Origin of the sequence: Kitasatospora sp. NPDC056531 (assembly GCF_042794375.1) — a bacterium.
In the GTDB taxonomy this organism is placed as follows: domain Bacteria; phylum Actinomycetota; class Actinomycetes; order Streptomycetales; family Streptomycetaceae; genus Kitasatospora.
The window spans coordinates 26,016-51,187 of sequence record NZ_JBHTTU010000047.1 but is presented as its reverse complement, the minus strand read 5'-3'; the positions used below and the strand labels follow the sequence as shown (position 1 = coordinate 51,187).

Genomic DNA, 25,172 nt, shown 5'->3' with positions numbered 1-25,172 from the left:
GCCCGGCGCACGGTCGGGTGCGCACTGTCGCCCGCCGGTCGGCGGCCTCGGGGGGGGAAGACGGGTTGCCGGCGGGCCCTGGGGGAGGGGGGGTCGGGCAAACGTGCGGGCCCAACTTCCTTCGGCCCGCTCACACCCGGGTGCGAGCGGGCCCGTCCGCGTGTTCCGCCTAGCCGGCCCGTAGCAGGGCGGGCAGCTCGGAGGTGTCGATGATGTGGGCCCGGGAGGGGAGGACCTGCCGGAGCAGGACGTCGTGCGCTTCGGTGTCCGGGTCCGCGACGCCGTCGGACAGGACGTAGAGCCGGTAGTCGCGGTCGGCCGCGTCGATGACCGTGGACAGGACGGCGCCGCTGGTGGTGATGCCGGAGACGACCAGAGTGGTGATGCCGCGTCCGCGCAGCTGCTGGTCGAGGTCGGTGGTGGACATGCCGCCGTGGCGGATCTTGCGCACGACGATGTCGCCGTCCTGGGGAGCCAGGCGCTCGTGGACGAAGGCGGCAGGGTCCTCGTGGTGCATGACGCGGTATTGGGCCAGCGGGGCGAAGGACTTGTTGGCGGCCGGGATCGCGTCCCAGTCGGCCTCGGTGAAGCCGACGCGTACGTAGGCGATGGTGCCGCCGCCGGCGCGGACGTCGGCGATGGCCCCTTCCACGCGGCCGAGCAGGGCCTCGCGCTCTCCTCCTTCGGGTAGCGCGGCCAGGATGATCGCAGGCTGGTAGTCCATGACGAGAAGAGCGGTGTGCGCGGGGTCGAGCGCGGGGGCGGTGCTCACGCGAGTGTTCTCCTTCATGCGGGGTGCGACTTCATGCGGGGGTGCGACTTGTGAGGGGCTACGCGACGGTTCCGGCTCGTGCCGCGAGGTCTGGTTGCGAGGTGTGCTCGCGTCGGGGGAGGAGGAACGGGGTGGCCAGGATGAGCAGCCCCGCGACCGCGAGCGCGGTGCGTGGGCCGGTGACGTCGGCGAGCAGCCCGCCGAAGGCGGTGAGGACGGCGATGGACGCCTGCTGGCCGATCGACCAGGCCGACAGGGTGCGGGCGACGAGGTGCTTGGGCGTGCGTTCGAGCCGGTAGGTGGCGAGCACCGGGGTGTACAGGCTCATGTTGATGATGATCGCCAGCTCGACGGCCATCACGGTGACGAGTCCGACGACGCCGGGACGGACGAAGACCAGGCCGATCAGCCAGACGGCGCGCAGGGTGCCCACGGTCCGGAACACCCGGTCGCGTCCGTAGCGGGCCACCACACGGCGGGCCAGCCGGGAGCCGATGAGTCCGCCGAGACAGGGGGCGGCGAAGGCGAGGCCGTACTGCCAGGGTGAGAACCCGAGCTGGCGGAGCAGGAGCACGGCCAGCAGCGGCTCGGTGGCCATGATCAGACCGCTGACGAGCATGTTGTTGAGGTAGAGCGCCCGCAGACCGGGATCGCCCATGATGTGCCGCCAGCCGTCGAGCACCGCGCCCGCCCGGACCGGGCTCGCGCCGGCGGGTCGCGGTGCTTCCTCCCGGCCGCGGATCGCGGTGATGCCGAGCGCGGAGAGCAGGTAGCTGAGCGCGTCGGCCACCACGGTGGTGACCGGCCCGAACAGCCCGATCGCCGCCCCGCCCAGCGGCGGCCCGACCGCGATGGAACTCCAGTTGGTGGACTCGAAGCGCGCGTTGGCCACCAGTAGGTCGTCCGGCCGGACGAGTGCCTTGAGGTAGGCGCCGCTGGCCGCGTTGAACGCGATCTTGGCGGCGGCGACCACGGCCGAGACCACGAGCAGCTGGACGAAACCGAGCCAGCCGAGGGCGTAGGCGAGCGGGATCGTCGCCATGGCCGCGAACCGGGCCAGATCCATGGTGATCATGACCGGGCGCTTGCGCCGGAACTCCACCCACGGCGCGAGCGGCACCGCGATCAGCGCACCCATTGCGGGCCCCACCGCGGACAGTGCGGACACCTCCGCGGGGCCGGCGTGCAACGTCAGCACGGCGATCAGCGGCAACGCCCCGAACCCCAGCCCGGACCCGTACGCGCTCACCGCGTACGCCGCCCACAGCCAGCCGAACTCCCGGCCCAACGGCCTCCTGCCCACCATGCTCAGCGCGCCCCTCTGTCTCACCCGAACAAACCGACGTTGACCGGTGAGAGCTAACCGAGCGGCACAACCACAGGTCAAACAACCGCACTACCGCCGAGCCACAACCAGACGTTGTGCCCTAAGGTGGATCGGCGTGGACCTCGAAGCCGTACGCACCTTCGCCGCCGTCGCGGAAGCGGGCCAGTTCCAGAAGGCCGCCGCCGACCTCTCGATCACCCAGCAGGCCGTCTCCAAGCGCATCGCCGCGCTGGAGCGCGAGCTCGGTGTGCGACTGTTCGCCCGCACGCCGCGCGGCGCCGAGCTCACCATCGACGGGCAGGCGTTCCTGCCCCACGCGCGCGAGCTGCTGCGCGCCGTCGAGCGCGCGGTCGCGTCCGTGCGCACCGGCCGCCGGCCACTGCGGGTCGACATCCTCGCCTCGCGCGGGGCGGCGTCGGGCCTGATGCGCGGCTTCCACCACGCGCACCCGGAGATCGACCTCGACGTGGTGATGCTGCTCGACATCGAGACGGCCGTCGCGTCCATCCGGTCCGGTGCGATCGACGCGTCCTTCCGCGCCGTCGCCGCGCCCGGCCGGCCCCTTCCCGAGGACATCGAGTCCGTCCGGGTGCTCGACGAGCCGCTCCAGCTCCTCACCGGCCCCGCCCACGCGCTGGCGGGTGCCCGGTCGGTGACCGTCGCCCAGCTCGTCGGCCATCGGATCTGGATGCCCGGCATCGCCCCCGGTACCGAATGGGGCGCCTACTACGACGACCTCGTCGCCGAGTTCGGCCTCACCATCGAGGCGACCGGCCCCAACTTCGGCTCCGACGCGCTCCTGGAGACCGTCGCCGACACTCCGGCCCTGGCCACCTTCATGGGCGAGCACATCCGCCTGGTCTGGCCCGCCCGCTACGGCCTGCGCCGCATCCCGGTGACCGACCCGGCGCCCGTCTACCCGCACTCGCTCCTGTGGCACCGCGACAACCCCCACCCGGCGCTGGCCGCCCTCCGCGCCCACCTCGCCGCCACGGCGACGGGCCTTGACGCCGCCGGGACCTGGCGGCCGGACTGGGTGCTCCCGCGTTGAACGCCGCCGTCCCGTACCCCGAGGGCCCCTGCCGGTCGATCCGGCAGGGGCCCTCGCCGTCGTTCGGCCCCTCGCCGCCCCTCGGTTCGTCCCCAGGCGTCAGCGGCGACCGAACAGCCGGCCGAGCCAGCTCCCGGTGGTCCGCTCCTTCGGCGAGCAGGCGCAGCGCTGGGACTTGGGCACCCCGGCCAGCACCTGGTCGACGTGCATCCCGCACCCGGCGTAGGTCGGCTTCCCGCAGGTGCGGCAGGCGATTCGGCGGCACATACCGCGCTCCCTTCTCGTTGCCCCCCGGCGAATGGACTGACAGGCTCAAATATACCCCCACCGGTATCTGCTCCTGCCCGTCCCGAGGCTGACACCCAGATCCACACCCACATGTGCTACGCCGAGTTCGGCGCGATCATGAAGGCGATCGACGAGTTCGGTGGTGGGACAGCACGAGGCCCCGCCGGTGTCCGGCCCTCCGCGACAGAGGCCAGGACACCGGCGGGGGCACACTCGGTCACACCGCCCGGTGTGTGTGGAACCCCTGTCCGGTCTTGCGGCCGAGCAGGCCCGCCTCGACCATGCGGGAGAGCAGGGGCGGGGGCGCGTAGAGCGGCTCCTTGTACTCGTCGTACATCGACTGCGCGATCGCCTCGACGGTGTCCAGGCCGATGAGGTCGGCGAGTTGGAGCGGACCCATGGGGTGGGCGCAGCCGTGGACCATGCCGGCGTCGATGTCCTCCGGGGTGGCGTGGCCGGCTTCGGCCATCCGGATCGCGGACAGCAGGTAGGGCACGAGGAGGGCGTTGACGACGAAGCCGGCCCGGTCGCGGGAGTGGATGACGCGCTTGCCGAGGAGGTCGCGCGCGAAGGTTTCGGCGCGGGCCAGGACGGGTGGGGAGGTGTGCAGCGAGGAGACCAGCTCCACGAGGGGCATCACCGGGGCCGGGTTGAAGAAGTGCAGCCCGAGGACGTGGGAGGCGCGGCCGGTGGTGATGCCGAGGCGGGTGATCGGGATGGAGGAGGTGTTGGTGGCGAGGACGGCGTCGTCATCGGCGAGGACCTTGTCGAGGGTGGTGAGCACGTTGGTCTTGGCATGTTCGTCCTCGACGACGGCCTCGACGACGAGCTGGCGGTCGGCGAGCGCTTCGAGGTCGTCGGCGAACAGCAGGTGGGCCCAGGTGTCCTCGCGGTCGGTCGGGCTGATGCGGCCGCGGTCGACGGCGCGGTGCAGGGAGCGGTCGATGCGTCCGCGCGCGGCCCGGAGCGCGGCCGGGTCCTTCTCGCAGACGACGGTGTCCAGGCCGGCGCGGGCGAAGACCTCGGCGATGCCGGAGCCCATCTGTCCGGCGCCGACGACGGCGACACGGCGGATCTCGTTCAAGGCTGCCTCCGTACAGGGCGGGCGGGTCAGGCCGCGGCGCGGACGCGGACGAGGTGGCGGGCGTACGCCTCGGTGGTGAGGAAGGCGGGGAGGTCGTCGCCGAGGGCGGTCTCCTCGAGGATCTGTACCGCGTTGTCGAGCAGCTCGGGGTCGATGCCTTCGGCGAGGAGGCCGGCCCGCTCGCGGTCGATCAGCCGGCGCACCAGGTCCGGGGTGGCGAGCGAGCCGCCGGTCAGCCGGGTGCAGTGGTGCTGCCACTGCCAGATCTGGCAGCGGGCGATCTCGGCGGTGGCGACGTCCTCCATCAGGCCGAAGACGGCGACCGCCCCGGCGCCGCCGAGCCAGGCGGTGAGGTACCGCAGGGCGACGGCGACGTCGGAGCGCAGCCCCTGGTCGGTCGGCAGGCCGACGGACAGCCGGTGCACGGCCAGCAGGTCGGCGGCGGTGACCTCGACGTCCTCGCGGGTGCGGTCGAGTTGGTCGGGGCGGTCGCCGAGGACGGCGTCGAAGGCGGTGCGGCAGGTTTCCACCAGACCCGGGTGGGCGACCCAGGAGCCGTCGAAGCCGCCCCCGGCCTCCCGCTCCTTGTCGGCCCGGACCTTGGTCAGGGCGACGGCGTTGGCCTCCGGGTCGCGCCGCGGGACGGCGGCGGCCATGCCGCCGATGGCGTGGGCGCCGCGCCGGTGGCAGGTGCGCACCAGCAGTTCGGTGTAGGCGCGCATGAAGGGCTGGGTCATGGTGAGGGCGGCGCGGTCCGGCAGGACGTACCGCGGGCCGTGGTGGGCGAAGTTCTTGATCAGGCTGAACAGGTAGTCCCAGCGGCCCGCGTTCAGCCCGGCGGCGTGCTCGCGCAGTTCGTAGAGGATCTCGTCCATCTCGAACGCGGCGGTGATGGTCTCGATGAGGACGGTGGCGCGGACGGTGCCGTGCGGGATGTCCAACTCGGCCTGGGCGAAGGTGAAGACGTCGTTCCACAGCCGGGCTTCGAGGTGGTTCTCCAGGTTGGGCAGGTAGAAGTACGGGCCGCTGCCGCGCTCGATCTGCCGCTGGCCGCAGTGGAAGAGGTAGAGGCCGAAGTCGACCAGGGCGCCGACGGCCGGGCGGCCGTCGATCAGCAGGTGCGCCTCGTCGAGGTGCCAGCCGCGTGGGCGGACCACGATGGTGGCGGGGGAGTCCCCGACCCGGTACCGCTTGCCCTCCGGCGCGGTGTCGTCGATCCGGCGCTCGATCGCGTCGAGTAGGTTCAGCTGGCCGCTGATGAGGTTGTGCCAGGTGGGAGAGGTGGCGTCCTCGAAGTCCGCGAGCCACACCTTCGCACCGGAGTTGAGGGCGTTGACGGCCATCCGCCGCTCGGGCGGGCCGGTGATCTCCACCCGGCGGTCGGCGAGGCCGGGGCCGGCGCCGGCCACCCGCCAGCCGGGGTCCTCACGGACGGCGCGGGTCTCCGGGAGGAAGTCCAGGGTCCCGCCGGCTGCCAGCGCGGCGGCGCGGCGCCGACGTTCGGTGAGCAGTTCGGTGCGCCGGGCGGTGAACTCGCCGTGCAGACGGGCGAGGAAGACGAGCGCCTCGGGGGTGAGGACCTCCTCGAAGCGGTCCTCGTGTTCTCCGAGGACCTCGACACGACTGGACTGGCTCATCCGGTTCTCCAGGAAGCAGGTGGGGACGGGTGGGGCCCGGGGCCTCGTCCCTCAACGAGACCCCGGGCGGGTGGGCGGCTCGGAGCTCCCTCACTCCGCCGTGCGAGCCGCCGGGGGTGGCACGGTCCGGCGGGCTCAGGTCGAGCCCGCCGGACGGCCTGGCATCAGTGGAACTGTTCGGCCTCGGTAGAGCCGGTCAGTGCGAGGGTCTCGGCATCGGGGTTGAGCGCCGTGGAGACCTGGTCGAAGTAGCCGGTGCCGACCTCGCGCTGGTGCTTCACGGCGGTGTAACCGTCCGGCACGGTGGCGAACTCGGCCTCCTGCAGGTCGACGTACGCCGTCATCCCGTGTTCGGCGTAGCCGCGGGCGAGCTGGAACATCGAGTGGTTGAGCGCGTGGAACCCGGCCAGGGTGATGAACTGGAAGCGGTAGCCCATCGCGCCCAACTCCCGCTGGAACTTGGCGATCTGGTCGTCATCCAGGGCCGCCTTCCAGTTGAAGGACGGCGAGCAGTTGTAGGCGAGCACCTTGTCCGGGTACTCGGCCTTGACCGCTTCGGCGAACTCGCGGGCCTGCGCGAGGTCCGGGGTGCCGGTCTCCACCCACAGCAGATCGGCGTACGGGGCGAAGGCCAGGCCGCGGGAGATGACCGGGGCCATGCCGGGCTCGACCCGGTAGAAGCCCTCGGCGGTGCGCTCGCCGGTGCAGAACCGGGCGTCGCGCTCGTCCACGTCGGTGGTCAGCAGGTTGGCGGCGAGCGCGTCGGTACGGGCGACGATCAGGGTCGGCACGTCGGCGATGTCGGCCGCGAGGCGGGCCGCGTTGAGGGTGCGGACGTGCTGGGCGGTGGGGACGAGCACCTTGCCGCCGAGGTGGCCGCACTTCTTCTCGGAGGCGAGCTGGTCCTCGTAGTGGATGCCCGCGGCGCCGGCCGCGATCATGCCCTTGGTGAGCTCGAAGGCGTTCAGCGGGCCGCCGAAGCCGGCCTCGGCGTCGGCGACGATCGGCACCAGCCAGTCCGGGCCGTCATTGCCCTCGGCGGCGTCGATCTCGTCGGCCCGCAGCAGCGCGTTGTTGATTCGACGCACGACCTGGGGCACGGAGTTGGCGGGGTAGAGGCTCTGGTCGGGGTAGGTCTGCCCGGCTTGGTTGGCGTCGGCCGCGACCTGCCAGCCGGACAGGTAGATCGCCTGCAGCCCGGCCTTGACCATCTGGACGGCCTGGCCGCCGGTGATCGCGCCGAGCGCGTGGACGTAGTCCTGCTCGTGCAGCTGGCGCCAGAGCCGCTCGGCGCCGCGCCGGGCCAGGGTGTGCTCCTCGCGCACCGTGCCGGACAGGCGCACCACATCGGCCGCCGAGTAGGTGCGCTCGACGCCCGCCCACCGGGGGTCGGAGGCCCACCGGGCGGCGAGCTCCGCCGCGCGCCGCTCCTGCTGCTGCCGTACGGACTGGGTCATGGTGATCCGCTCCCGAGGATGCTTTGCGAAGGATGTGAGGCACCTCTCACCACACTGGTGCGAAGGCGGCCGGGCGGTGCCGGGCAGCGGTGGATCACCGCGGGACGTGGTCGCCCGGACAGCCGCCCACGGCAGTTGACCTGCCGTTTCACTGCCGTCCTGTGCGCCTCCCGGCCGCAGCACCGACTCTGGCACCCGGTGCCGCCGCCGTCACCGGTGGAGCCGTGCCAATTTCTGCGAAGCCGCTGCGGCGAATTTGCGAAGCCTGCGAAGGCTCGTTCGGGGGCATCCCGGCTAGGCTGCGCCCCACCGGGCCGAGCCGTCGGCCGATCACCGGGGTGGGGAGACCAGGACGATGGGAAAGGCCTTCGCCGGTGCGAGGCTCCGCCGGCTCAGGGAGGAACGCGGACTGAGTCAGGCCGCCATGGCACGACTCGTCGACCTCTCGCCCAGCTACCTCAACCAACTGGAGCACGACGCCCGCCCGTTGACCGTCGCCGTCCTGCTGCGCCTCACCGAGACGTTCGGCGTCGAGGCCGGATACTTCGCCCCGCCGGACAGCGCCAGGCTCACCGCCGAACTGCGAGACTCCCTCGGGGACGAGATCGCGGCCGGCCGCATCACCCCGGGCGACCTCGACGAGGTCGCCGCCCGCCTGCCCGCCGTGGCCCGGCTGCTGACGGACCTGGGCCGCGGGCGCCGCGCCATGGCGGAACAGCTCGCCGTACTCGCGGGCGACCGGGGCCCCGGCGCCGACGCCGCCCGTACGCCGCACGAACAGGTCCGCGACTTCTTCTACCGCCGCCAGAACTACGTCCATGAACTCGACACCGCGGCCGAGGAGTTGGCGGGCAAGATCCGACTGAGGCGCGGCGAGGTCAGGGCGGTGCTGGCCGAACGGCTGACCTCCGCGCACGGCGTCCGGATCGCGGCCGGCGGGGACCAACTGCACCAGTACGACCCCGGGCAACGGATCCTGCGCCTGTCGGACCGGCTGCGCCCCGGGCAGCAGGCCTTCCGCCTGGCCACCCAACTGGCGTACCTGGAACACGACGCGCTGCTCACCGAACTCGCCGCCCAGGACGACCCCGAGGGCTCGGCGACCCACTCGCTCACCCGGATCGGCCTGGCCAACTACTTCGCCGCCGCCCTCGTCCTGCCCTACTCCGCCTTCCACGCCGAGGCGGAGTCCGCCCGCTACGACATCGAGCACCTCGCCGACCACTTCGGCGTCGGTTACGAGACGGTCTGCCACCGCCTCAGCACCCTGCAGCGCTCCGGCCTGCGCGGGGTGCCGTTCTCCTTCGTGCGCGTCGACCGCGCCGGGAACGTCTCCAAGCGGCAGTCGGCCACGGCCTTCCACTTCTCGCGCACCGGCGGCACCTGCCCGCTGTGGAACGTCTACGACGCCTTCGCCGCCCCGGGCCGGGTCCACGTCCAGGTCGCCGCCATGCCGGACGGCCGCCGCTACCTGTGGACCGCCCGTGCCGTGACCCGCTCACCCGGCGGCTGGGGCCGCCCCGGCAAGACCTTCGCCATCGGACTGGGCTGCGAGATCCGGCACGCCGGCCGGCTCGTGTACTCCACCGGCCTGGACCTCGGCGACGAAGCGGCCGCCACCCCGATCGGCCTCGGCTGCAAGGTCTGCGAACGTCCCGCCTGTCCACAGCGCTCAGCCCCGGCCATCGGCCGGCCACTGGCCGTCGACGAGCGGGCCAGCACGTTCATCCCCTACTCCGTACGCACCGACCTGGAACGCTAGGACACAGCGGCGCTGATGTTCGGCCCCGGCCGCCCACCGAGCCCTCGGAACCCGAGGCCGCCCGGCCGGTGGGCCCAGGGCCGTTGGGCCCTCGCCGGACACCGCCCACGCGGCGCATGCTCGAATTACCGGCGCTCCCCGCCGGGAGCAGGGAGTGAACCCATCATGATCACCGAGACCGCCCTCACCACCGCCGACCTGCACCTGCTGGCCGAGGCCGGAGGCCTCGCGCCCTCGCTGCACAACAGCCAGCCCTGGCGCTTCCGCCCGACCCCGGACCTGCTGGGCCTGGAGGTCCACGCCGACCTGACCCGGGCCGTCCCGGCCGCCGACCCCGACGGGCGGGCGCTGCACGTCTCGATCGGCGCCGCCCTGTTCAACCTGCGGGCGGCGGCCGCGCACCTCGGCCGCGAGGCCGCCGTCCGGCTCCTCCCCGCCGGGGAAGGCACACAGCCGTGCGCCGTGCTCGACCTCTCCGCACCCGCCCGGACGCCGCGGCCCTTCGGCGCCGACCTCTACCCGGCCCTCGCCCGACGCCACTCCAGCCGGCAGCCGTTCACCAACCGGGACATCCCCGAGGCGCTCGTCGCCGACCTCATCACGGCCGCCCGGGACGAAGGCGTCACCCTGACCATGCTGGAGGAGCACGGCGTACGCCGGGTGCTGGCGCTGACCTCCGAGGCCGAGGCCAGCATCGCCGCCGACGTCACCCGCGAGGCCGAGGCCCGCCGCTGGCTGCGCCTCGAACCCTCCTGCGACGGCATTCCGCTCGCCGCCCTCGGCTCGCACGACCGCGACGCCCGCGTCCCGATGCGCAATTACGCCGGCCACCCGCCGCACCACACCACGCCGGCCGCACGCTTCGAGGCCCTGCCTCAACTCGCGACCCTCACGACCCACTTCGACCGACAGGTCGACTGGCTGCGCACCGGACAGGCGATGGAACGCGTCTGGCTGCTCGCCACCGTCCACGGCCTGCGCGCCTCCGTCCTGCACCAGGCCGTCGAGATCCCCGAGACCCGCTGGCGCCTGCGCGACCCCGCCGAAGGCCCCGCCCACGTCCAGCTCGTCCTGCGCCTCGGCTACGGTCCGCCCGGAACCGCCAGCCCGCGATGCCGGGTGGAGGACGTCCTCGACCCGCCGGAGGGGTAGCGGCCGCTCCGTAGGGTCCCGCCTCAGGAAGACCGGTGTCCGCCGGGCCGGGATCTGCCAGGATCCCGACCCGGAAATCCCTCGTACCGGTCGGCCGGAGGACGTCAGCGCCGCCGGACACCTCTTCGACGTACCGCCCCCGCCGGAGGCGGTCGCGCTCCGCGCGGAGCCATCGGTGTGACCCGCCCACCGGGGCGGGCGCCACGAGGAGGCACGATGACCGTCCTGGTCGGCCACGCGAGCGCGTACGGTCCCACTCGGGAGATCGCCCCACCCGGGTGAGGCACCGGTTCACCCTGTCGCGTGTTTGGGTTCGGGCGGCACGACGACGACGGGGAGGTGGGCGTGGTGGACGACCTCGGTGCTGGTCGAGCCGAGCGCGAGTCGGCCCCAGAGGCCGGCGCCGCGGCTGCCCACCACCAGCAGGGTGGCGTCCTGGCTGGCCTCCAGCAGGACCTGGGCGGGTCGGCCGCGCTCGCAGCGAACCTCGACCTCCACGTAGGGCTCGCCCACCTGCTGCCGCAGCTCTTCGACCGAGTCCGTCACGTCGCGGGCGACGGCATCGTGCAGGTGCGGCGCCGGTTCGCTGACCGCGTTGCGCCAGCCCGTCATGGCTCGGTCCGACGGCTCGGTGCGTCCGCCGCCGTAGGCGCAGACGGCCCTGACACCGACCCCGCGCAGCTGGGCCTCGCGAAGAGCGAAGAGTACAGCCCGGCGGGCGGACTCCGAGCCGTCCGTACCGACCACGATCTGACCGGCGGGACCTGCCGCGGGAGTGGTGTTCACGGTGACCTCCAGGACGTGCGACCTGACTGCGGTCCGACCGGCTCGGCGCTCCGGGGAGGCGCGGTGCGGGCCGGTCTGCTGAACTTCATGATCCTCCGGCAACCGAACGGCGGCACCTCCGTCCTCGTCCCGGCCTGCCGGCACGAGGGGCGGGCGGTCCGGCTGACCAGGTGGCCGTTGCCGACCGCGCACAGCTACCGGTCAGCGGCGCCGCGCCGCTCGCCGCCCGGCTCAGCCACCGGTGCGCGCCGGGCCGCTCAGCGCGCGGGCGAGGAGGCGGCACGACCGGCTGCTCACCCTGCACCACGCCCGCGCCGTGCCGCCGAGGGCCCGGTACCACGCGATGCCGAACGGGAGCGCGATGGCGAACCAGGACGGGGCGCCAGCTCACCGGGCCGCCGGGCACCCCCGCGCGTCCAGCGGCGGCAGCGTTCGACACCCCGGCGGGTCCAGGAGGCGCAGCGGTCGGCGCGCCCGGACCAACGGGCCGAGGCACGCAACAGCCCGGTGTTCCAGTCGCCGCGGCGGTGTGCCACCGCGTGCGCCTCCTCTCGGACGGTCCCGTCAGTGCGCCAGGCGCGCCGCCAGCTGCTCCGGGAGTGCGCCGCGGTTCGCCCGGGTGAGGTGGATGACCTCGACGTCGGCGCGGCGCTTGAGGGCGTCGGTGAACGGGCCGTGCTGCGCCTGCACGGTGGCCACCACGTCGACGTCGGCGGCGAACAGCGCCCGGACGGCCTCCTCGAACGGGCGGTGGGCCAGCTCCATCCGTCCGAGCTCGTCGACGAGCACGAGCGTCCTCGCCGACCATGCCAGGGACGGCAGGGCCAGGCGCTCCATGACCCCCAGGTCGACGCCGTACCGTCCGACCCGGGGCGGCCCGGGAAGGTCGACATGGGCGAGCACGGCCCGCTCGCCCGACAGCGTCTCCAGGGCGAAGCCGACCCGGGCCCCGCCCGTGCGGATCTCCTCCGTGGTGAAGCCGACGGTCTCCCGGGCTCGCAACAGTGCCGCCAGCCGGCGGATCGCGGTGGTCTTGCCGCTGCCAGGGCGTCCCTCCAGCAGGATCCTGGTCGGCATGGCGAACTCCGCATCGGGCGGTCGAGTGGTGAACGGTCCCGTAACCAGCGTGTTCCTCCGCGCGTTCGGGTCGCAACGCCGATCGGCGGGTCGAAGGGCCGATCGGCCCTCCCTCCGTGGACGGCGGGGGCGGAGGCTGGAGGGGTAGCACGGCGACTGCCGAGGAGGCGCCATGTCCACCGTCTACCCGCCGCACACCACCGTCGAGGCCCTGCTGGCCGACGGCACCACCGTCGAACTCCGGCCGCTGGGCCCGGACGACCACCGGGCGGTGGTCCGCCTGCACACCGAGGGGATGTCGGAGGAGAGCCGACGCCTGCGGTTCTTCGGGGTGAGCCGTAACGCGCCGCAGCAGGCCGCCGACCGGCTGTGCGGGTCGCCGCGGACCGGTCTGCTGGCACTCGGCGCCTGGGCGGAGGAGGAGCTGATCGGCGAGGCGGACTGCGAGCTGCTCGACGAGCCACCGGAGACCGCCGAGCTGGCCCTCGCGGTGGCCGACCGCTGGCATCACCGGGGCGTGGCCACCCTGCTGCTGGAGCACCTGGTGCACGCCGCCCGAGCCGCGGAAATCCGCTTCTTCGAGGCCGACACCCTGTTCGGCAACCGGGCCGTCCACCAGGTCTTCGCCCACCTCGGGCTGCCCGTCCAGCGCCGCTACACGCAGGGCGAGGTCAGGATCCGGGTGCCGCTGGAGGAGAGCGACGAGCGCTACCGCTCGGCCGTGGACGAGCGCGGCCGCCGCGCCGACGTCGCGAGCCTGGCGGCGCTGCTGCGCCCGGCCTCGGTCGCGGTGGTCGGGGTGTCCCGGCGGGCGGGCTCGGTCGGGCGGACCGTCCTCGGGAAGATCCGGCGGGGCGGCTTCGCGGGCGAGGTCTGGGCGGTCAACCCGCACGCCCGGGAGATCGACGGCCGGCCCGCCTACCCGTCCGTCCGGGCGCTGCCCGCCGTACCCGACCTCGCCGTACTGGCCGTGCCCGCCGGCGCCGTCCCCGCGGTGGCCGAGGAGTGCGGCGCCGCCGGGGTCCGGGCGCTGGTGGTGCTCACCTCCGGCCTCGGGGCGGAGGAGGCCCGCGGGCTGATGTGGGCCTGCCGCCGGCACAGCATGCGCCTGGTCGGGCCGAACAGCCTCGGCGTGGCCCAGACCGATCCCGCCGTCTGGCTGGACGCCGAGTTCGGCGGGGCCTTCCCGAGGCGCGGCAGTGCCGGGGTGGCCGTGCAGAGCGGCGGTGTGGGGATCGCGCTGCTCCAGCGGCTGGCCTGGCTGGGCATCGGGGTGTCGAGTTTCGTCTCGCTCGGCGACAAGTACGACGTCAGCGGCAACGACCTGCTCCAGTGGTGGGAGGCGGACGGCCACACCGACCTCGCGCTGCTCCACCTGGAGTCCTTCGGCAGCCCGCGGGCCTTCGCCCGTACCGCCCGCCGGGTCACCCGGACGATCCCGGTGCTGACCGTGGACGCCGGGCGTTCCACCGCCGGCCGCCGGGGCGCCGCCTCGCACACCGCGGCCGCCGCCACCCCCACCGTCACCCGGGAGGCGCTGTTCCGGCAGGCCGGCATCACCGCGACCCGCAGCATCGAGGAACTCGTCGAGGCCGCCGCCCTGTTGCACGCCCAGCCGCTGCCGAACCCGCGCGGTGCGGTCGCCGTGGTGTCCAACGCGGGCGGCATCGGCATCCTGGCCGCGGACGCCTGCGTCGAGGCCGGGCTGGTCCTGCCGGAACTCCCGGCGGAACTGGGGAAGTTGCTCCCGCCCGGCGCCTCCGTCCGCAACCCGGTGGACACCACGGCGGCGGTTCGCCCCACCGAACTCGCCCTGTTCCTCCGCGCGTTGGAGCGCGAGGAAGCCGTCGACGCCATCCTGGTCTGCCTGGTGCCGACGGCACTGAGTGACACCCCGGTCCAGGAACCGGTGCGCGCCCTGCTGGAGGGCCCGGCCCGGCGTCGCGTCCCGATCGCGGCCGTACTGCTCGACCAACAGGTGCCCGTCCGCTACCGCACCTGCGCCGACGGCGGCAGCCTCCCGGCCTACTCCGACACCCTCTCGGCCGCCCGCGCCCTCGCCCATGCCCGGGACCGCGCCCGCTGGCTCGCCGAGCCGCCACCCGAGCCCGCCGTCCTCCCAGCGGACGCCCCGCCTTGCGACCGGCGCGTCGCCCGCAGTGTGGTGGACGGCTACCTCACCGCCCACCCCGAGGGCGGCTGGCTCGACCCGCTGTCCACCGCCGATCTACTGGAGGCGTACGGACTGCCGCTGACCACCTCGGTGTGGGCCCGCGACGAGCACATGGCGTCCGTCAGCGCAGGCGGCCTGCGCCGGCTCGGGCACGAGGGGAAGGTGGCTCTGAAGGCGTACTGGCCCGGGCAGGTGCACAAGAGCGCCGCGGGCGCCGTCCGCACCGGCCTGGCCACCGACGCCGAAGTGCGCGCCGTCTACCGGGAGTTCACGCATCGGTTCGGCGCCGGGCTGGCCGGAGCCGTGGTCCAGCCGATGGCCGCACCCGGCGTCGAGCTGCTCGTGGGCGTGGTCCAGGACCAGGTCTTCGGCCCGCTGATCGTCCTCGGCCTGGGCGGCGCCGCCGCCGACGTGCTGGCAGACCGGGTGGCCCGGCTCGCCCCGCTGAGCGAGCGCGACCTGAGCGCGATGATCACCGAACTGCGCAGCGCGCCACTGCTGTTGGGCAACGGCGGAGCGCCTCCCGTCGACCTCGCCGCCGTACGGTCCGTCCTCACCCGGCTGTCCCGGCTCGCCGACGACTTCCCCGAACTCGTCGAGGCCGACCTCAACCCCGTCATCCTCCGCCCCGACGGCGCGGTCTGCGTGGACGCCAGGGTCCGCCTCGAACGCCGGCCGTCCTTCGACCCCTACCTGCGACGGCTGCGGCGCCCGGCGGCCGCCGAGGGGGAGTGAACACCATGAAGCACAGCGTTCTCGACGAACACCGGCCGACACCCTCCCGGCTGTCGAGCCCACGCGCGCGCCCGGCCGGACCGGCCCCGCCGACCACCGCCGTGCCGCCCGAACGGCCCTCGTCGGAGCAACTGCTCGCCGAGCGCCCCGCCCGCGGCGAGATCGAGACCGACGAGTACGGAAGGACCCCGGCCGGCCCTGGCGGCGGGCCCGGCGGCGTCGGAACCTGGAAGGGCGAGCGGAACCGGCCCGGCTCCGCCAGTCCCCGAGGAGTGGTCGCGGCATGAAGGCGCTCACCTACCACGGACCCGGCCGCCGCACCTGGGGCGACGTCCCCGACCCGGCCGTCCGCGACCCGGAGGACGCCGTCGTCCGGGTGAACGCGGTGACCATCTGCGGCACCGACCTGCACATCCTCAAGGGCGACGTCCCCGAGGTCGAGCAGGGCCGCGTCCTGGGCCACGAGGCCGTCGGCACCGTCACCGGGACCGGACCGGGCGTCCGCACGGTCGGCGTCGGCGACCGCGTCCTGGTCTCCTGCATCTCCGCCTGCGGCCGCTGTGCCTACTGCCGCGGCGCGCGCTACGGCCTGTGCACAGGCGGTGGCGGCTGGATCCTCGGCCACCTGATCGACGGCTGCCAGGCCGAGTACGTCCGCACCCCCTTCGCGGACACCTCCCTGTACAAGCTGCCCGAGGGCGTCGGCGACGAGGACGCCCTGCTGCTCGCCGACATCCTGCCCACCTCGTTCGAGGTGGGGGTGCGCAACGGCCGGGTGGGCCCGGGCGACACCGTCGCGATCGTCGGCGCCGGGCCGATCGGGCTCGCCGCGATCCTCACCGCCCGGCTTTACAGCCCCTCCCGGATCATCGCCGTCGACCTCGCGCAGAGCCGCCTCGACGCCGCCAAGCGGTTCGGCGCCGACACGACGCTGACCGTGGCGGAGGCCACCCCGGAGGCCGTCCGCGAGCTGAGCCGGGACGGGCTCGGCGTGGACGTCGCGATCGAGGCGGTCGGTGTGCCCGAGTCCTTCGAACTCTGCACCCGTCTGGTGCGCCCCGGCGGCCGGGTCGCCAACGTGGGCGTGCACGGCGAGCCCGCGGTGCTCCACCTGGAGGACCTCTGGATCCGCGGCGTCACCATCACCACCGGGCTGGTCGACACCGACAGCACCCCGCTGCTGATCGACCTGTTGTCCGCCGGTCGGCTTGACGTCGCCGGGCTGGTCACTCACCGCTTCGGCCTCGACGAGATGCAGGACGCCTACGACGTCTTCGCCGACGCGGCCGACAGCGGAGCCCTCAAGGTCGCGCTCGTCAAGACGTGACCCTGTCCGCAGAGGAGCCGCAACCATGAGCGAACGCCCCGACCCCGTTGCCATCGCCCGCCGGATCGTCCAGCGCCGCGACCAACTCGGCCTGAGCGAAGGGACGCTGGCCTACCGGGCGAACATGACACCGGTCTACCTGCGCCAACTCCTTCAGACCGGGCCCGAGTTCGACCCGCCGGCCTTCGTCCGGATCGCCGCCGCGCTCGGGACGGCCTGGCCGGAGCTGCTGTCCGGCCACCGCCCGGACGCACCACCGGGACAGGCCGACGCCAGCCGGGGCACGCTGCTGCTCCACCTGACCGAGCCGCAGTGCTGGGAGCTGATCGGCACCCACGGCGTCGGCCGGGTCGGCCTGCCTGTCGGGCCGGCGCCCGTGGTGCTTCCGGTGAACTACGTGGTGGACGCCCGAACCGTTGTCTACCGCACGTCCCCCAGGGGTGCCGCCGCACCGGCCGAGGGCTCGCCCGCCTCGTTCCAGGTCGACCACATCGACGACCACCGCAGCCGTGGCTGGAGCGTCCTCATCCTCGGCGAGGCCCACCACGTCGACGACCCGGACGAGCAACAGCGGCTCTCGGCGCTACCGGGCGCCACGCCGTGGGCGGGCGGCGCCCGCCCGCTGTGGGTGCGCATCCGCCCCGCCGAGGTCACCGGCCGCCGGATCGGCACGGGATGAACGGCCGGCGCGTTCGGGTCACTACGGCGCCGACGCGTATCCGCAGGACGAGCGCCGACGCGTGCCCGCAGGGCGAGCGCCGACGCGTGCCCGCAGGGCGAGCGCCGACGCGTGCCCGCAGGGCGAGCGCCGACGCGTGCCCGCAGGACGGGACCGAGGCCTCCTGCCGGCTCGGATACGCAGGTCGCCTACTGCGGCAGCAGCACCGCGACCCCGGTCACCCGGTCCGCGGCGAGGTCAGCGAGCGCCGTGTCCGCCTGCCGTAGCGGGTAGCGGTTGACGCGGACCACCGGGCGGGTCCGGGCGGCCTCCGCGAGGAAGGCGCGGCCGTCGGCCTGGGTGTTGGCGGTGACGCTGCGCAGCGTGCGTTCCTGGAAGAGGTGGCGCTGGTAGTCGAGCGAGGGGATGTCGCTGAGGTGGATGCCGGCGACCGCGAGGGTGCCGCCGCGGTCCAGCGCGGCCAGGGCGACCGGCACGAGTTCGCCGGCCGGGGCGAAGAGGATGGCGGCGTCCAGCGGTTCCGGGGCGGGGTCGTACGAGTCGCCGGCGAACCGGGCGCCGAGTTCCAGTGCCAGTTGCCGGGCCGCCGCACCCCGGGTGAACACGGCTACCCGGGCGCCCCGGGCGAGCGCGATCTGGGCGGTGAGGTGCGCGGACGCGCCGAAGCCGTAGATGCCGAGCAGCCCGCCGGGTGGCAGGTCGGCCCGTTGCAGGGCCCGGTAGCCGATGATCCCGGCGCACAGCAGCGGGGCGAGCTCCTCGGCGGGCGGGCCCTCGGGCAGCCGGTAGGCGAACCGGGCGTCGGCGGTCAGGTGGCCGGCGTAGCCGCCGTGCCGGTCCCAGCCGGTGTAGCGCGAGTCGGGGCAGAGGTTCTCCCGCCCGGTGCGGCAGTAGGCGCAGCTGCCGCAGGTCCGGGCCAGCCAGGCCACGCCGGCCCGGTCGCCGGTCGCGAACCCCTCGACCGCGGAGCCGGCCGCCCGTACCCGTCCGACCACCTCGTGCCCGGGCGTGCACCTCGGCAGTCTCGGGGCGAGGTCCCCCTCCGTGAGGTGCAGGTCGGTGCGGCACACCCCGCACGCCTCCACTTCCACCAGGATCTCGCCGGGCCCCGGCGCGGGGACCGGGCGCCGTTCCCACTCCAACGGCCCCCGGCCCGCCGCGCCCACCGGACCCGGGTGCGCCACCACCCACGCGCCGGTCTCGCCGGCTGCCAGTCGCGTCGTGTCCATTGCCGACTCCCGCCGTCCGCCGGACGCAAGGCTGCTCCTCCCAGCCTGCGCCCGGGGCGGGCGCGGTGCGAGGCCGAGCGCAGGTCCACCGACGTGGTCGTCACGGTCCGGCGGGTCAGAGCAAGTGCAGCTGCTGTGCCCGGCGTACTGCTTCGGCCCTTCGGCTCGCGGAGAGCTTGCGGTAGATGCTCTTCAAGTGCGTCTTGACCGTATTCGCGGATATGTGCAGTTCAGTCGCGATCTCCTCGGTGGACAGCCACTGTGCCGCCTGGAGCAGGACGTCGCGTTCGCGCGCACTCAGCGCCACCCGAGGCGGAGCCTGGTCCACCGGGTCGGCGGTGGTGTCGGCGGCGCAGGCCGGCATGTCGGTCAACCAGCCATGGGCCAGGGCGAGTTCGGGATCATGGCGCAGCGAGCGGCGGACCCAGGGGCCCGCTTCGGCGAAGAGTCTCCTCAGCTGTTCCGGCCGCGCGAGCTCCAGGGCCTGTGCCAGTAGGCGCCGCTCCGCGGCCGTATCGCCGGCTCTGGCCTCGGTCTGTGCTCGCAGCAGGCAGATGTGCGCGCGGCTTCTGGGACCACCGCGCGACGGCATCGGCAGCTCCGCGAGCAGGTCTGCCGCGCGCTGTTCCTGGTCCGTTGCGAGGAGCGCGTGGGCCAGGGCCTCCTGGTGCTCCGGGCGGTTCGAGTCGACTGCGTCGAGCACGGCGACGGCTGCTGCCGCGTCGCCGTGTGCCAGGTCGGCGACGGACTCCGCGATGGCCAACTGGTCAGCGGGCCAGCCGGACGGGCCTGGTGTGTCCGCCGGAGGGCGGCCCGTGTGGAGCACCGTGACCGCGGTCTTCCAGTCCCCTTGGGCCGCTGCGAGCCGGGAGCGGATGACGGCGGCCGCCACCTTCGCGACCAGGTCTTCACACGGCTCCACCGAGGCGGTCGCGAGGTTGCGCTGGGGCTGCGTGACCGTCGGGTCGTTCCGCTCGATGCCGATGGCCGCCACCACCAGGCGTGCCAGTGCGGTTCGGCGGGCGGGCGGTGGGCCGGCGCGCTCCGCGACGGCGAGCGCCCGGTGGGCGCGCTGCTCGGCCCGCCGGAGGTGTCCCCGGTAGAGGTCGATCAGGGCGAGACGGACCAGGGAGTCCGCCTGCGGCTGCTCAGTGCCCGGCCTGCCGCAGACCTCCACGGCCTGGGCGAGAGTGGTCTCGGCGGCATCGAGGTGTCCGGCACTCAGTTGAGCGGAGCCGAGGCTGGTGAGCAGCAGCGCGGGGATCTCCGGATGCTCGCCGAGCAGCTGCGGTGGGACCAGGTCCAGCCGGGAGAGGGCCTCTCGCGCAGCGGTCTGCGCTGCGGCGGCGTCACCGGTCAGCCGGTCGACCAGCAGTTCCAGGAGGACCCGGCTGAACCGCACCAACGGGCCGGTCGCCCCCTCCTGACGGCCCAGGTGCTCGTCGGCGCGTCGCAAACCGTCGCGGCCGCCGGTGACGTCGCCCCGGGCGAGGGCACAGGCCGCGGCGACCAGTGCCTGGGCCGGATCTGGGAGGTCCGACGGCATCGCGGCGAACAGGTCGGCCAGTCGGCCACCGTCCGAGCCCGTGGCCAGGCGGCCGATCTCCAGGTTGTCCACGACCTGCTCGGAGGCGAACCGCCAGTCTCCGGCCGTGGTCGCCTGCGCCAGCGCGTCGACGAGCTCACCGGTCTCGGCGAACCACCGGGCGGCCCGTCGGCGCAGTTGCTGTTCCAGGCCCGGGTGTCGAACCGGCAGTTGGGACCTGAGGACTTCGGCGAACAGGGGATGCAGGTGGTACCAGCCGGCTCCGTCGATTCGCTCCACGAAGGCGTTCGCGTCGTCGAGCTGGGCCAACAGCCGTGCGGCGTCGTCGCGTTCGGTGAGGACGTTCGCCAGGTCGGGGTGGACGCGCTCGCTGACGGCGACACGCAGCAGCAGATCCTGTGTGGCCTCCGGCTGGGTGTCGAGTACCTCGGTGAGGAGGAGGTCCGCGATGGAGGTCCGGTCGGCGGCGAACTCGCGGACGAACGCCGCGGGGTCGGCGGCTCGCTGCATCGCCATCGCGCACAGCCGCAGGCCCGCCGCCCAGCCTTCGGTGCGCCGGTCGAGTGTCCGTAGGTCCGCGGCGGACAGCGCCAGGCTGTGCTGTCGCAGCAGGGACGATGTCTCCGGAAGCGTGAACCTGAGGTCCGCGTCGCGGATCTCGGCGAGCCTTCCGGCCGTGCGGAACCGATGCAGACCCGGCAGTGACTCGTTCCTGCTCGTGGCGATGAGACGCAGGCCCGGAAACGCGTGCCGGAGGACGAACAGGACCCCGGCGGTGATCTCGGGTGAGGAGACCGTGTCGAGCTGGTCCAGCACCAGGACGGCCGGCCGAGGCGATCCGGCGAGCCAGGCCGCCAGCCGGATCAGAAGGGACCGGTCCACCTCTCCGGCTCTCGCAGGCCTGCCGATGTCCCCGGGCGGCGGCATCCCGTGGTACCGGAAAGCCTCCAGGACATAGGCCCAGAAGGTGCCGGGCAGATCATCGGGCTCCGCTGTCAGCCAGACGATCGGGCCGGGCGCCTGGGCCTCGGCCGCCCAGTGGGCCGCCAGCACCGTCTTGCCGGCGCCGGCCGGGCCGTTGAGGAGCGTGATCGGTCCCTTGACGCCTTCGGAAACCCGGTCGAGGAGGGGCTGCCGCCGGATGAGGACCGGCGGGGGAGGCGGGACGGCGAAGCGGGCCACGAGCAGGGGATCGCCGGTCGGTGCAAGGCGCGGCGGAGGTCCCGGCGAGCTGCGGGTGGCAGCCGCGGCCTTGGACGGCGTTGACGCGGGGGCCGCGAGATCGTGCATAGGGATCACCTGGCGTGGCCGGGTACACCAAGGCACTTCCGATGGGGCCGCCGCCCATCGCGAGCGGACCTTGCGCGAGGGCTTCGGCCCCCCTTCGTCCGACAGCTCCATGGTCACCCGCCACGGTCACCCGCGCGAGCTGATGACGAGCTCCGGCGGCAAGGCCGCCGATCACCCCCTGCGGGTGAGGCCGTAGTCCTTCGAGTTCGCTCGAATGGAGCGGCAGGGCACTTGGCCTCCGACGTGGAAGGGGAGCGGTGATGGCGAAGCGTGTCTCAGAGACCGATCGGGCGCGGACGAAGGCGTGGTGGCTGCCGCCACTGGTGTTGTCGGCCCTCGCCCTCGTCTTCATCTTCGAGAACCGGGCGGAGACTTCCATCAGGGTGCTGGTCCCGGTGGTCACGATGCCGTTGTGGGCGGCCCTGCTGGGCATCTGGCTGGTCGGTGTGGTCTCCGGACTTTTCCTCGCCCGTCGACGCAGGCGGTGACCCGCCCGGCCGCTCGCCCACCGCGGGCGGTGCGCGAGTGCTGTGAGCGCCTCGACCGCCCTGCCCGCCGCCTGGAACGGTCCCGGAGCGTGGCGGCCGTCCCCCATCTGGTCAGCTCGCGATGCACCCCGGGGAGTAATGCGCCACAACTGTTGGTAGCGATGCGCCATCGGTTCGTCACGGACGGTTTGAAGGGCAGGGTCTGCGGATGAGGATTGTCGTTGATCTCAACCGGTGCCAGGGCTACGCGCAGTGCGCGTTCCTGGCGCCGGAGGTGTTCGAGATGCATGGCGAGGAGGCGCTCCTGTACGACCCCGCCTTCACCGAGGCGCAGCGCGATCAGGTGCGACGGGCCGCGGCCGCCTGTCCCGTCCAGGCGATCCTGGTCGAGGCGGACCACGCGCGGACCACACGGGTGGGGGCCTGAGATGCCGGCCTCCCTGCGTGAAGCGGTGCAGGAGTTCCGGCGCGGCGGGCGGATCGTCATCGTCGGCGCCTCGCTGGCCGGTCTGCGGGCCGCCGAGGCACTGCGCATGGGCGGGTTCAACGGGTCGCTCACGCTGGTCGGGGACGAGCCTGACCTTCCGTACGACCGGCCACCACTGTCCAAGCAGGTCCTGCTCGGCCGGGCGCGCGCCGACGGCACCACCCTGCCGCAGCGCACCGACATCAACGCGCAGTGGCGGCTCGGCACGGCCGCCACCGGGCTGGATCCGGTGGCGAAGCGGGTACGCCTGGCGGACGGCGAGGAGATCGAGTACGACATCCTGCTGATCACGACCGGCGTCCGCGCCCGGCCCTGGTTCAACCCGGCGGAAGCGGCCCTCGACGGGGTCTTCACGGTGCGCACCAGCGAGGACGCGGCCCGGCTGGAGCGCCGGCTGGCGGCGCGGCCGCGCCGGGTGCTGGTGGTCGGTGCCGGGTTCACCGGCTCCGAGATCGCCTCGGCCTGCCGCGAACAGGGCCTGGACGTCACGGTCGCCGAACGTGCCGCGGCGCCGCTGGTGGGCGCCCTCGGCGGGGTGGTCGGTGCGGTCGCCGCCGACCTGCAGCGCGAGCACGGCGTGGACCTGCGCACGGGCATCATGGTGACGGCGCTGGAGGGCGACTCCGGCGGCCGGCTCCGGCGCGCCCACCTGTCCGACGGGACCTCGCTGGACGTCGAGGTCGCGGTGATCGCACTCGGCGCCACCCGGAACACCGAGTGGCTGGCCGGATCGGGCCTGGCCGCCGGGCCTCGGGGGATCGCCTGTGACGCGGGCTGCCGGGCCTTCGACGTCCAGGGCATCGTCACCGATGACGTGTTCGTCGCGGGAGACGTCGCGCGCTCGCCCCACCCGCTCTTCGACTACCAGTTCCTCTCGCTGGAGCACTGGGGCAACGCGGTCGAGCAGGCCGAAACCGCCGCGCACAACATGATCAGTATCGGCCCGGACCGTCGGGCCCACCTGTGGGTGCCGACCTTCTGGTCCTCCCAGTTCGGCGTCAACATCAAGTCCGTGGGCGTGCCCAACATGGGCGACGAGATCGTCATCACGCAGGGCTCGCTCGCCGAGCGCCGGTTCGTCGCGGTCTACGGCTACCGGGGCCGGATCATCGCCGCGGCCGCCTTCGACCAGGCCAAGTGGCTGGACTTCTACCGGGAGCAGATCGAGGTCCGCGCGCCCTTCCCGCCGGACCACGTCACCGTCGACCGGCAGCCGGGCGGGATGCGGCCGGTCCCCGCCGAGTTCCCGGACCCCTCCCTGCCCAGTCACGGTGCGACCGTGACCCTCACCGGCCACGATCCCAGCGAACGCCGCGTCCAGTTCACCCCCGCACGCGCCTGACCGCCGCCCATCCCTCAGGAGACCGTTCCATGACGCCGGGCACCCTGCTCCAGCAGATCACCGACTACGCCAACCGCGCCGACCCCTACCCGTTCTACGCCGAACTCCGCAAGACACCCGTGGCCCGCCAGGACGACGGGTCGTACCTGGTCGGCGGCTACTACCAGGTCCGCAGCCTGTTGCACGACCCACGGATCAGCTCGGACGCCCGCAACCTGGTCGGGCAGGACGGCAAGGGCCTCCAAGTGGAGGAGGAGGCCGGCGTGCCGCCCTCCATGCTCCGGCTCGACCCGCCCGAGCACGACCGGCTGCGACGCATGGCCATGCGCCCGTTCGGCCCGCCGCACACCCCGAGGCGGGTGCACGAGATGCGGGGAGAGCTGGTCGGGATCGTCTCCGGCATGATCGACGACCTCCAGGGCAAGGACCAGGTCGACCTCGTCGACCACTTCGCCTACCCGTTCCCGGTGACCGTGATCTGCCGGCTGCTGGGCGTCCCCCGCGAGGACGAGTCCCGCTTCCGCGTCTGGGCCGACGCCGTCATCGCCGGCGCCGACCCCACCCCGGGCGACGATCTCCCGGAGCGGCAGCGCACCATGCAGCAGGCCAGGATCGAGCTCGGCCGGTACCTGGCCGGACTCGCCGAGGGCCGTCGCCACAGCCCCGGCGACGACCTGCTCTCCGGGCTCGTCACCGACCACGGCCCGGACGGGCAGATGTCCACGATCGAGCTCATGAGCACCAGCGTCCTGCTCCTGATCGCCGGCCACGAGACCACGGTCAACCTCATCACCAACGGGATGCTCACCCTGCTCCGGTACCCGGAGCACCTCGAACGGCTGGTGAAGGAACCGGAGATCGCCGTCCCGATGGTCGAGGAGCTGCTGCGCTACGAGCCCCCCGTCCACCTGGCGCCCCCGCGCGTCACGCTGGCCGACATCGACATCGCCGGGACCGTCATCCCCAAGAACTCGACCCTCTGGCTCGGCCTGGCGTCGGCGAACCGGGACCCCCGGCGGTTCGACGACCCCGACCGCTTCGACCCCGACCGCCGGGACATCCAGCACCTCGCTTTCGGCAGCGGCATCCACAGCTGCTTCGGAGCCCCCCTCGCCCGCCTGGAGGCCCAGCTCGCGCTGACCGAGCTGGCCCGCAGGCTGACCAATCCCCGGCTCGTCGCAGACCCGCCGCCCTACCGGCCGAACCCGCTGCTGCGCGGGCCTCGCCATCTGGAAGTCGCCTTCGACGGCGTTCAGGGCTGACCGGTTCACCCGGCAGGGGTGATCCCGTAGCCGGGCAGCCTGCTGACCATCGGACGTAGCGGACGGGGCGGCTCGTCCGATGGTCAGCTGCGAGGCGGCGGACCGGTCCTGGCTCGGCAGGCTCGTGACGCGCCGGGTCGCCCCGGGCGACGTGGCCCGGGCGTTCGAACGGACGCCCGGCGACGTCGAAGCGGTCCTCGACTTCGTGCCCTGAGGGAGCT

General features: G+C 73.6%; 22 protein-coding genes. 12 read left to right on the top strand and 10 right to left on the bottom strand.

Annotated features, from left to right (window positions below; translation table 11 throughout):
• Positions 1 to 169: 169 nt before the first annotated feature.
• Entirely contained in the window at positions 170 to 772 is a 603-nt protein-coding gene (locus ACFQ87_RS30270; protein ID WP_380614042.1) for a cysteine hydrolase, read from the bottom strand.
• A gap of 58 nt (positions 773 to 830) precedes the next feature.
• Positions 831 to 2,078, bottom strand: coding sequence for an MFS transporter (locus ACFQ87_RS30265; RefSeq protein ID WP_380614041.1), 1,248 nt, complete (start codon positions 2,076 to 2,078; stop codon positions 831 to 833).
• A gap of 136 nt (positions 2,079 to 2,214) precedes the next feature.
• Here ACFQ87_RS30265 and ACFQ87_RS30260 point away from each other — a divergent pair, with 136 nt between their 5' ends.
• Positions 2,215 to 3,150 (top strand): LysR family transcriptional regulator, encoded by a 936-nt coding sequence (locus tag ACFQ87_RS30260; protein WP_380614040.1) that lies wholly within the window; start codon positions 2,215 to 2,217, stop codon positions 3,148 to 3,150.
• 99 nt (positions 3,151 to 3,249) lie between these two features.
• On the opposite strand, the gene ACFQ87_RS30255 is transcribed toward ACFQ87_RS30260, so the two are convergent.
• From ACFQ87_RS30255 to aceA, 4 genes are all read right to left on the bottom strand, one after another.
• The gene (locus ACFQ87_RS30255; protein WP_380614039.1) at positions 3,250 to 3,417 is read right to left on the bottom strand and encodes a hypothetical protein; all 168 of its coding nucleotides are present in this window, start codon (positions 3,415 to 3,417) and stop codon (positions 3,250 to 3,252) included.
• 238 nt (positions 3,418 to 3,655) lie between these two features.
• Positions 3,656 to 4,522 (bottom strand): 3-hydroxybutyryl-CoA dehydrogenase, encoded by an 867-nt coding sequence (locus ACFQ87_RS30250; protein ID WP_380614038.1) that lies wholly within the window; start codon positions 4,520 to 4,522, stop codon positions 3,656 to 3,658.
• Between the two features lie 26 nt (positions 4,523 to 4,548).
• Complete coding sequence (gene aceB / locus ACFQ87_RS30245; RefSeq protein ID WP_380614037.1) at positions 4,549 to 6,159, bottom strand: malate synthase A; 1,611 nt, start codon at positions 6,157 to 6,159, stop codon at positions 4,549 to 4,551.
• Between the two features lie 164 nt (positions 6,160 to 6,323).
• On the bottom strand, positions 6,324 to 7,616 hold the full coding sequence (aceA, locus tag ACFQ87_RS30240; protein ID WP_380614036.1) for an isocitrate lyase: 1,293 nt from the start codon (positions 7,614 to 7,616) through the stop codon (positions 6,324 to 6,326).
• Positions 7,617 to 7,971: 355 nt separating this feature from the next.
• Here aceA and ACFQ87_RS30235 point away from each other — a divergent pair, with 355 nt between their 5' ends.
• Positions 7,972 to 9,378 carry a short-chain fatty acyl-CoA regulator family protein gene (locus ACFQ87_RS30235; protein WP_380614035.1) on the top strand — a complete coding sequence of 469 codons (1,407 nt, stop codon included), beginning with the start codon at positions 7,972 to 7,974 and terminating at the stop codon, positions 9,376 to 9,378.
• A 165-nt stretch (positions 9,379 to 9,543) separates the two neighbouring features.
• Entirely contained in the window at positions 9,544 to 10,530 is a 987-nt protein-coding gene (locus tag ACFQ87_RS30230) for an Acg family FMN-binding oxidoreductase (protein ID WP_380614034.1), read from the top strand.
• Between the two features lie 291 nt (positions 10,531 to 10,821).
• Here the strand turns inward: ACFQ87_RS30230 and ACFQ87_RS30225 are convergent, their stop codons facing one another.
• On the bottom strand, positions 10,822 to 11,316 hold the full coding sequence (locus ACFQ87_RS30225; protein ID WP_380614033.1) for a universal stress protein: 495 nt from the start codon (positions 11,314 to 11,316) through the stop codon (positions 10,822 to 10,824).
• Between the two features lie 564 nt (positions 11,317 to 11,880).
• Positions 11,881 to 12,393 carry a nucleoside-triphosphatase gene (locus ACFQ87_RS30220; protein WP_380614031.1) on the bottom strand — a complete coding sequence of 171 codons (513 nt, stop codon included), beginning with the start codon at positions 12,391 to 12,393 and terminating at the stop codon, positions 11,881 to 11,883.
• A 172-nt stretch (positions 12,394 to 12,565) separates the two neighbouring features.
• On the opposite strand from ACFQ87_RS30220, the gene ACFQ87_RS30215 reads away from it, so the two are divergent.
• The 4 genes from ACFQ87_RS30215 to ACFQ87_RS30200 are packed head-to-tail and all read left to right on the top strand — an operon-like array spanning position 12,566 to position 17,307.
• Positions 12,566 to 15,301 (top strand): GNAT family N-acetyltransferase, encoded by a 2,736-nt coding sequence (locus ACFQ87_RS30215; RefSeq protein ID WP_380614029.1) that lies wholly within the window; start codon positions 12,566 to 12,568, stop codon positions 15,299 to 15,301.
• A 5-nt stretch (positions 15,302 to 15,306) separates the two neighbouring features.
• Positions 15,307 to 15,588: a hypothetical protein gene (locus ACFQ87_RS30210; RefSeq protein ID WP_380614028.1), complete on the top strand. Its 282-nt coding sequence runs from the start codon at positions 15,307 to 15,309 to the stop codon at positions 15,586 to 15,588.
• Positions 15,585 to 16,628, top strand: coding sequence for a zinc-dependent alcohol dehydrogenase family protein (locus ACFQ87_RS30205; protein ID WP_380614027.1), 1,044 nt, complete (start codon positions 15,585 to 15,587; stop codon positions 16,626 to 16,628). The genes ACFQ87_RS30210 and ACFQ87_RS30205 overlap by 4 nt, the downstream gene beginning before the upstream one ends.
• 25 nt (positions 16,629 to 16,653) lie before the next feature.
• Positions 16,654 to 17,307: a helix-turn-helix domain-containing protein gene (locus ACFQ87_RS30200; RefSeq protein WP_380614026.1), complete on the top strand. Its 654-nt coding sequence runs from the start codon at positions 16,654 to 16,656 to the stop codon at positions 17,305 to 17,307.
• A gap of 188 nt (positions 17,308 to 17,495) precedes the next feature.
• On the opposite strand, the gene ACFQ87_RS30195 is transcribed toward ACFQ87_RS30200, so the two are convergent.
• Together ACFQ87_RS30195 and ACFQ87_RS30190 are read right to left on the bottom strand one after the other, a co-directional pair.
• Positions 17,496 to 18,536 carry a zinc-dependent alcohol dehydrogenase family protein gene (locus tag ACFQ87_RS30195; protein WP_380614025.1) on the bottom strand — a complete coding sequence of 347 codons (1,041 nt, stop codon included), beginning with the start codon at positions 18,534 to 18,536 and terminating at the stop codon, positions 17,496 to 17,498.
• 115 nt (positions 18,537 to 18,651) lie between these two features.
• The gene (locus tag ACFQ87_RS30190; RefSeq protein WP_380614024.1) at positions 18,652 to 21,264 is read right to left on the bottom strand and encodes a LuxR C-terminal-related transcriptional regulator; all 2,613 of its coding nucleotides are present in this window, start codon (positions 21,262 to 21,264) and stop codon (positions 18,652 to 18,654) included.
• A gap of 368 nt (positions 21,265 to 21,632) precedes the next feature.
• On the opposite strand from ACFQ87_RS30190, the gene ACFQ87_RS30185 reads away from it, so the two are divergent.
• The 5 genes from ACFQ87_RS30185 (at position 21,633) to ACFQ87_RS30165 (ending at position 25,165) form a co-directional block, all read left to right on the top strand.
• On the top strand, positions 21,633 to 21,860 hold the full coding sequence (locus ACFQ87_RS30185) for a hypothetical protein (RefSeq protein WP_380614023.1): 228 nt from the start codon (positions 21,633 to 21,635) through the stop codon (positions 21,858 to 21,860).
• 208 nt (positions 21,861 to 22,068) lie between these two features.
• Entirely contained in the window at positions 22,069 to 22,287 is a 219-nt protein-coding gene (locus tag ACFQ87_RS30180; protein ID WP_380614022.1) for a ferredoxin, read from the top strand.
• 1 nt (position 22,288) lies between these two features.
• On the top strand, positions 22,289 to 23,689 hold the full coding sequence (locus ACFQ87_RS30175) for an NAD(P)/FAD-dependent oxidoreductase (protein WP_380614021.1): 1,401 nt from the start codon (positions 22,289 to 22,291) through the stop codon (positions 23,687 to 23,689).
• Between the two features lie 29 nt (positions 23,690 to 23,718).
• Positions 23,719 to 24,951, top strand: coding sequence for a cytochrome P450 (locus ACFQ87_RS30170; RefSeq protein WP_380614020.1), 1,233 nt, complete (start codon positions 23,719 to 23,721; stop codon positions 24,949 to 24,951).
• A 79-nt stretch (positions 24,952 to 25,030) separates the two neighbouring features.
• On the top strand, positions 25,031 to 25,165 hold the full coding sequence (locus tag ACFQ87_RS30165; RefSeq protein ID WP_380614019.1) for a hypothetical protein: 135 nt from the start codon (positions 25,031 to 25,033) through the stop codon (positions 25,163 to 25,165).
• The last annotated feature ends 7 nt before the right edge of the window (positions 25,166 to 25,172 follow it).